This is a genomic window from Sulfuricurvum sp., assembly GCF_023250475.1.
Taxonomy (GTDB): domain Bacteria; phylum Campylobacterota; class Campylobacteria; order Campylobacterales; family Sulfurimonadaceae; genus Sulfuricurvum.
On sequence record NZ_JAHFAQ010000114.1, the window covers coordinates 1 to 7,049 of the forward strand.

Annotated in this window: 9 protein-coding genes; 5 read left to right on the top strand and 4 right to left on the bottom strand. The window is 46.2% G+C overall.

What is annotated here, in order from left to right:
* The coding region (locus tag Q0C19_RS09835; protein ID WP_295055543.1) for an MBL fold metallo-hydrolase at positions 1-571 on the top strand (571 nt) is incomplete at its 5' end.
* Here Q0C19_RS09835 and Q0C19_RS09840 read toward each other — a convergent pair.
* Complete coding sequence (locus Q0C19_RS09840; RefSeq protein WP_295055544.1) at positions 568-1,038, bottom strand: PaaI family thioesterase; 471 nt, start codon at positions 1,036-1,038, stop codon at positions 568-570. The genes Q0C19_RS09835 and Q0C19_RS09840 overlap by 4 nt on opposite strands.
* A gap of 2 nt (positions 1,039-1,040) precedes the next feature.
* On the bottom strand, positions 1,041-1,934 hold the full coding sequence (gene cmoB / locus Q0C19_RS09845) for a tRNA 5-methoxyuridine(34)/uridine 5-oxyacetic acid(34) synthase CmoB (protein WP_295055546.1): 894 nt from the start codon (positions 1,932-1,934) through the stop codon (positions 1,041-1,043).
* Between the two features lie 55 nt (positions 1,935-1,989).
* Here cmoB and Q0C19_RS09850 point away from each other — a divergent pair, with 55 nt between their 5' ends.
* Positions 1,990-2,874 carry a cation diffusion facilitator family transporter gene (locus tag Q0C19_RS09850; RefSeq protein WP_295055548.1) on the top strand — a complete coding sequence of 295 codons (885 nt, stop codon included), beginning with the start codon at positions 1,990-1,992 and terminating at the stop codon, positions 2,872-2,874.
* 64 nt (positions 2,875-2,938) lie between these two features.
* Positions 2,939-3,490 carry a DUF3365 domain-containing protein gene (locus tag Q0C19_RS09855; protein ID WP_295055550.1) on the top strand — a complete coding sequence of 184 codons (552 nt, stop codon included), beginning with the start codon at positions 2,939-2,941 and terminating at the stop codon, positions 3,488-3,490.
* Here Q0C19_RS09855 and rny read toward each other — a convergent pair.
* Positions 3,487-5,055, bottom strand: coding sequence for a ribonuclease Y (rny, locus tag Q0C19_RS09860; RefSeq protein WP_295055552.1), 1,569 nt, complete (start codon positions 5,053-5,055; stop codon positions 3,487-3,489). The genes Q0C19_RS09855 and rny overlap by 4 nt on opposite strands.
* On the bottom strand, positions 4,961-5,605 hold the full coding sequence (locus Q0C19_RS09865) for a 5-formyltetrahydrofolate cyclo-ligase (RefSeq protein ID WP_295055555.1): 645 nt from the start codon (positions 5,603-5,605) through the stop codon (positions 4,961-4,963). Before Q0C19_RS09865 ends, rny begins: the two co-directional genes overlap by 95 nt.
* Before the next feature lie 54 nt (positions 5,606-5,659).
* Here Q0C19_RS09865 and Q0C19_RS09870 point away from each other — a divergent pair, with 54 nt between their 5' ends.
* Together Q0C19_RS09870 and ftsY are read left to right on the top strand one after the other, a co-directional pair.
* Entirely contained in the window at positions 5,660-6,214 is a 555-nt protein-coding gene (locus Q0C19_RS09870) for a TlpA disulfide reductase family protein (RefSeq protein WP_295055557.1), read from the top strand.
* Positions 6,215-6,216: 2 nt separating this feature from the next.
* Positions 6,217-7,049, top strand: an 833-nt coding sequence (gene ftsY, locus Q0C19_RS09875; RefSeq protein WP_295055559.1) for a signal recognition particle-docking protein FtsY, incomplete at its 3' end; no start/stop codon positions are given.

Below are 7,049 nucleotides of genomic sequence, written 5' to 3' on the forward strand. Positions count from 1 at the left end.
GGGCGACTATCAAACCAACTGCTATATTGTAAAGATTGACGGCAAAGAGATCATCATCGATCCGGGGATGGGGGCGACCGAGTGGGTCATGGCGAATGTCAAAAATCCTGTCGCCATTTTAAATACCCACGGCCATTTCGACCACGTTTGGAGCAATAGTGAGCTGCAAGAAAAGCTGAACATCCCCCTCTACTCTCCCAAAGGGGATATGATGCTTCTCCAAAACAGCACATGGATGCCGGGATTGCCCCCTTCCACTCCCGATGTTGCCGTAGAGGGCGATCAAGTATTTGATATCGGCGGGATCGAAGTGAAGTTTCACCATTTCCCGGGGCATTGTCCGGGATGTTCGATGATTGAGATCGGTGATGCAATATTCAGCGGAGATTTTTTGTTTGAAGGTTCTATCGGACGATGGGATTTCCCCTATTCCGACGGTGAAGCGATGCGTCAAAGTTTGAAACGATTTGCCGAATGGACGATCGACAAACTCCTCTACCCGGGTCACGGAAATCCGACCTCCGTCCGTGCGGAACAACGCAACGTCGACTACTGGCTTCGCGCTATTTAAGACTCGATATTTTTCATCAGATCTAAACGGAGGACATGACGTTCGGTTACGACGGTTTTGAACTCCCCTTCGAAGACTTTGATCTCATGGACAAATCCGCGAACCGTCACATTGCGCTTTCGTCCCTCTTTTTGGTGTTCCGTCGCTTCAAACATAATACTGTCCCCCACCCTCACCGGAGATAAAAACATACAGTTGCACGATGCCAAAACGACATTCGGCTCATTCACCGCTACCATGGCAGCAAAATCGGCCGCACTGAAAACAAATCCTCCGTGAACCAATCCTATCTCATCGGCACGCATAACCTCAGAGGTTTCCAACATTACTTTGGCATAGCCCGGTTCCATTTTGACGATCTCACCGCTGTAAACCGTGTTAATTCGCTCGTGTGTATTCAATGCAGTCTGCGGCGTTATCGCAACTTGAATTAATTCATCAATATTATCTGAGTGCTCTTTTGCCAAAATTATCCCTTTTTAATGCGAACATATCCCCGTTTAGGCGCAGGATATCCTTCTACTGTTTTGGTACTATCGGCAGGATCGAGAAAATCTTCAAGGCTTTGCGATTCGATCCAATCGGTCTTGCGCTGTTCATCGGATGTCGTAAGTACGGTTCCGAGAACCTCAAAGGTAGTAAAACCGGCACGAATACACCAGTTTTCGAGGGCTTTAAGTGTCGGTACGAAATAGACATTCGTAATTTTCGAGTAACTCTCGCTCGGACAAAGGGCATACGGTTCGTCACCATCAATAATAAACGTATCGAGATAGACTTCGCCTCCTTGCGCCAAACCTTGCGCAAGTGCTTTTAGCATCGCAATCGGATCGCTGCGGTGATAGAGGACACCCAGACAAAAAATTACGTCAAATTTCTCTTCGTAAAACGGAAGATGCTCTACCCCCAAAAGTTCATAGAGTATCTCGCTTTTAACATAATGGTTGATAAGATCAAACTGCGATTTAAACAGTGCCGAGGGGTCAAAACCAACCACTTTTGCCGGAGAATCTTCGAGGAAACGGAACATATAATAGCCGTTATTGCACCCGATATCGGCCACTTTTTTACCGTGAAGATTAAAATGGGGACGGAGAAAATTGTATTTGAGGTCTGAGCGCCATTCGGTATCGATAAACAAACCGAACAGATCAAACGGTCCTTTTCTCCACGGCATCATAAGGCGTGCGATCCGCTCAAGCTCTTGAACATCGACCGCGTCTTCGGATGAAAGGGTAACGGTATTGCCAAGTTCGACCTTCGTCTCAATCTGCGGAAGCTGACTCAATGCTTCGCGTAACGGAGCAATATTTTTCCATGTCATCCATTTTGACCGCTCTTGACGAACCGCAGTAAGATCCATAATTTCTCCTTGATTTAGTCCTATAATTTTATCGTTATTAGGCTAAAATGGCACCATGCGTATTGAACAAAAAGCCACCCTTATCTCCAGTTCCGTTGCCTTTGTATTGGTAGCGTTGAAACTCACTTTCGGTATTATCAGCGGTTCTGTCGCTGTGTTAGCCTCCGCTATTGACTCTTTGCTGGACTTGGTTGTCTCAGCATTTAACTATTTTGCCCTTCATCACTCCGACAAAGAACCTGACGAGCATTTCAACTTCGGACGACGTAAACTCGAACCTCTTGCCGCCGTTATCGAAGGGACGATTATCAGTCTCTCCGCCCTCTTTATTTTGTATGAGTCGATCTCCAAAATTGTTCAGGGTAGCAGTGTAGAGCATTTGAACTCTTCCATCATCGTTATGGGGATTTCCATTGTTATCACTGCCGCTTTGGTCGTGTTTCTGCGACACGTAGCCAACAAAACAGGCAACATGGTAATTCGGGCCGATGCACTGCATTATCAAACCGACTTGCTCAGCAACGGTGCCGTATTGGCTGCATTAGGGTTTATTGCCCTGACCGATTACGCCCTTATCGATCCGATATTAGGGATTGGAATCAGCGCCTATATGCTCTATTCGGCATTTCCTTTAATCAAAGAGGGGATATTGATGTTGCTCGATGCAGCACTTGACCATGAAAGTGTCGCTAAGATTAACGATCTGATAGAATCACAAATCGAGATCAGTTCTCACCACGATTTACGGACACGCCGTTCAGGAAGCGATATCTACCTGAGCGTTCACATCGTTTTTAGTATCAGTACATCGCTTTATGATGCGCACATGGTAGGAGATCGAATCGAACTCGCCCTTAAGAATCTTTTTCCCGACGAAACCGTCCATCCTCTCATCCATCTAGACCCGTATGACGATTCTGAAGGGAACCATTTAGATTAACTGAATGAAAATAAATTAACATATATTTGTTAAAATTATTCAATTTATTACAAAAGGATAGTTTATGAAATATATTTTCGTTATCCCCCTCACCCTCGCTTCAACCTTGCTATGGGCTTCCCCTTCGGCTGAAGAGCAAGCCATTGCAAAAGGGGACGAAGCTTCTTCTTTGTTACTCCAAAGACTCGGCGGTGAACTAAAAATGCAGATGCAAACCAACGGTCCTCTCGGTGCCCTTAATTTTTGCTCTCAAAATGCCCTCCCCCTGACAGAACAAGTCGCCAAAGAGACCAAAACCTCCATTAAGCGAATTAGTCTTAAAAACCGAAATCCCATCAATACTCCGACAAGTCAGGAGATTGCACTTCTCAACCAATGGGAGAAATTGGCAAACAATAGCCAGCCGCTTCCCCCGTATGAGCTCGTAAAGAGATCCGATAGCACCATGATCTACTACAAACCGATTGTCATCAACAATGAAGCGTGTCTGAAATGCCACGGAAATGTGGAGGGGGATTTAGCCAAAGCGATTAAAACCGCTTACCCTGAAGACAAAGCAACCGGTTATAAAATGGGAGATTTAAGAGGGATCATCGCCGTCGAAATGCCCCACTAACGGGCGTATTCGACGACTCTGCTTTCACGGATAACACTCACTTTGATTTCACCCGGAAACTGCACTTTTTGAGAAATCTCATCGGCAATCTCCCGAGCGATCAGCACCGTTTCATCATCGTTGACACTTTGCGCACTGACGATAACACGTACTTCGCGTCCCGCGTTGATCGCATACGCCTGCTTGACTCCCGCTTTTTGGGTTGCGATCTCTTCGATCTCGCTCACGCGGCGCAAGAAACTTTCCAATACTTCACGCCGTGCACCCGGACGGGCGGCAGAGAGAGTGTCGGCGGTACATACTGCCGCACACTCGATACTTTTGATCTCTTCATGCCCATGGTGGGCATAAATGGCATTGATTACTACCGGGTCTTCATTGTAGCGCCGACACAGCTCAACTCCGATATCGACATGGTTCCCTCCGTTTTCTTGGGTAAGGGCTTTGCCGATATCGTGCAATAGTCCCGCACGACGGGCAAGTTTGGCGTCTCCCCCCATCTCGGAAGCCATAATACCGGCCAAATGAGCCACTTCGAGCGTATGTGCTAGGGCATTTTGCCCGTAGCTGGAACGGTATTTTAATCTTCCGACCAGCTTTATCAATTCAGGATGAACCCCTTGGATACCGAGCTCGAAAATGATATCTTCCCCATCACGCTGAGTCGCTTCTTCAAATTCGTCGCATACTTTTTGGTACACCTCTTCGATCCGTGCCGGTTGAATACGGCCATCATGTATCAGCAATTCAATCGTCTTAACCGCAATGGCACGCCGATAAAGATTAAAGGAACTCACGATAATGGCATTCGGAGTCTCATCGATAATAATATCGACACCGCTTACCATCTCAAGGGTCTTAATATTGCGCCCCTCTTTCCCGATAATTCGCCCTTTAAGCTCATCATCATCCAGATGTATAACGCTGATAAGCCGCTCAGCCGCATACTCTCCGGCAAACCGAGAGGTTGCCTGAGCCAAAATATAATTGGCTTTGCGTTTGAGCTGTTCTTTGGATTGCTCCTCAATAGCGCGCAATTCGCGTGCTAATTCCAAACGCGCGTTGTCGCGTATTTGGTCTAACAGAATTGTTTTCGCTTCGTTCACCGATAGTCCGGAACGCTGTTCGACAATCCCCCTTAACTGTTCACTTTTTTGGCGGTAGTCTTCTTTTAATTTCTCTAAAGCACGTTCATTACGCTCCAAATTGAGCCTATTATTTTCAATATTTGATCGATCCAGGGCAATTTTTTCTTCTTCGCTTTGTCGAAGAGACTCAAACTCGCGTTCAGCACGTTCTATCTTTTCTTCTCGCAAAGAGAGATCTTTTTTTACTTGTTCGTACGTTTCATCGTATCGTTTTTGCGCCTCTTTTTCGATCTCACGGGACCGAAGCGAAGCACGTTCTAAAATCATCTGTGCTTCGTTTTCGATCGCTTTGGCTTTCGCTTTCGCCTGTTCTAAATAAAGATCAAATTGTGCTGCGGTAATCTTTTTTGAAATTAAAAATCCGACCAACCCGCTGGTGAGGGCGACTCCGCCCCCCACGAGTAGTTCGTTTAACATTGGTTTTCCTCATACTTTGAACCCCATTAGGGGTAATAAGCAGGTCTCCTTGCACATCATAGTCATCACATACATTCTGTATCGTTCGACACGCGCATGATTGAATAAATATCGTAAACGGTTTCGTTTTCAGGGTCGGAAAAAATCGATCATACATCCCTTTACCGAAACCTACTCGGCGCAGTGACCCGTCTACCCCTATTACAGGGACAATAGCTACATCTATTAAATTATATTTTCTATACGAATTCCGCGGCTCATAAATCCCAAAAGTTTTACGTTCCAACGGGTATCTTAATGGTACCATTTTGAAACTGACGCCATCCATAAACGGCAGAAATACTTCTTTTTTAGTGCGCAGGGAGCAAATAGTTTTTCGAATATCCGCTTCAAATCCCATCGGCCAATACACCAAGATTCGTTTTGCAGAAAGCTCGTTCAATATGTTTTCAAGTAAAAATCGTACTTTAGCGTCACGATAATTTTTAGTGTACGGGCTAAGGGTTTTAAGCCGGTTAAGACAATCGTTTCTAAAATCGCTTTTGGACACTTTTTACCTTTGCTTCGTTATAATCTTCATTATTTTACTCAAAAAAGGTTTGGTATGCGTTTATCTCATTTTTTAATCTCATTATTTACTTTGGCTCTTTTGTTTCAAGGATGCGATAAAAAAGAATCCCCAGACGAAGCAATGGTTTCAACTGCTCAATTTTCCCTTATGGATACCCAAGGCACAAGCTATAGCGTTGAAAAACGGGGAACGAATTTTACCCTCGATGCGGGCGAAGACAAAGTGGTCCTTTTTGACATTTTCGCGACATGGTGCCCTCCGTGTCAGGCCGAAGTGATGCACCTCGGTAATTTGCAGAAAAAATACGGAGACGATCTCATCATTATGGGTGTCACGATCGAGGAAGACAAAAGCAACGCCGATCTTGACGCCTTTCGTGAAAAATTTAAAGGGGGAAATTATCGAATCAGCAACAAAGCCGATAATCAATCACTTGCACGTGCCATCGCTTCTACGATCGGCGTGGGACAGCAATTCCCGATTCCCTTGATGGTTCTGTATAAAAACGGCGAATACGTCACCCATTACGCAGGTGCAACCCAAGAAGAGATTATCGATCACGATATTGCAGCGGCACTGGGTAAATAAGAATGTTCAGTTTTATTAAAAAAGGGCTTCAAAAAACGATCGATGCGATTACCGCGATTGCGCCGGAGAAAAAAGCAAAAATATCCAAAGACGAACTCGAAAATATCCTCCTCGAAGCCGATGTCGAATACGATCTCGTTGAGATCATCCTTCGTGAGCTCTATCAGGATAACATTACCCGAGAACAGCTGCGATCCAAGCTACTTGCGACCCTCAGTTTTGCCCAGAACACCCTTCCCGACAATCCCGATAAGCCCACGGTCAGCCTCATTATCGGCGTTAACGGTGCGGGAAAAACAACTACCATCGCCAAACTGGCACAACACCATCTCAATAACGGAGATAGGGTTATCCTCGGAGCAGGCGATACGTTTCGTGCTGCCGCTATTGAGCAGCTCACCCGCTGGGCCGATAAACTCGATGTCCCTATCGTCTCTTCTCGTCAGGGGCACGATCCGAGCGCGGTTGCGTATGACACGATCGAATCGGCTAAAGCACGGGGATTCGAGCAGGTCATTATCGACACGGCCGGGAGACTTCATACCCAGACTAATCTCGGGAATGAGCTGAAAAAAATCGTCCGTATCTGCGACAAAGCCCACAGCGGTGCACCGCACCGTAAAATCCTCATCTTGGACGGGACACAAGGCTCTTCCGCCATCGCTCAGGCCAAAGCATTCAATGAGATGGTCGGGGTGGACGGAATCATCATCACCAAACTCGACGGAACCGCCAAAGGGGGATCGGTATTCTCGATCGCTTACGCCCTATCCCTCCCGATCCTCTACATCGGGGTCGGCGAACAGCCGGAGCATCTGATACCGTTTGACAAATA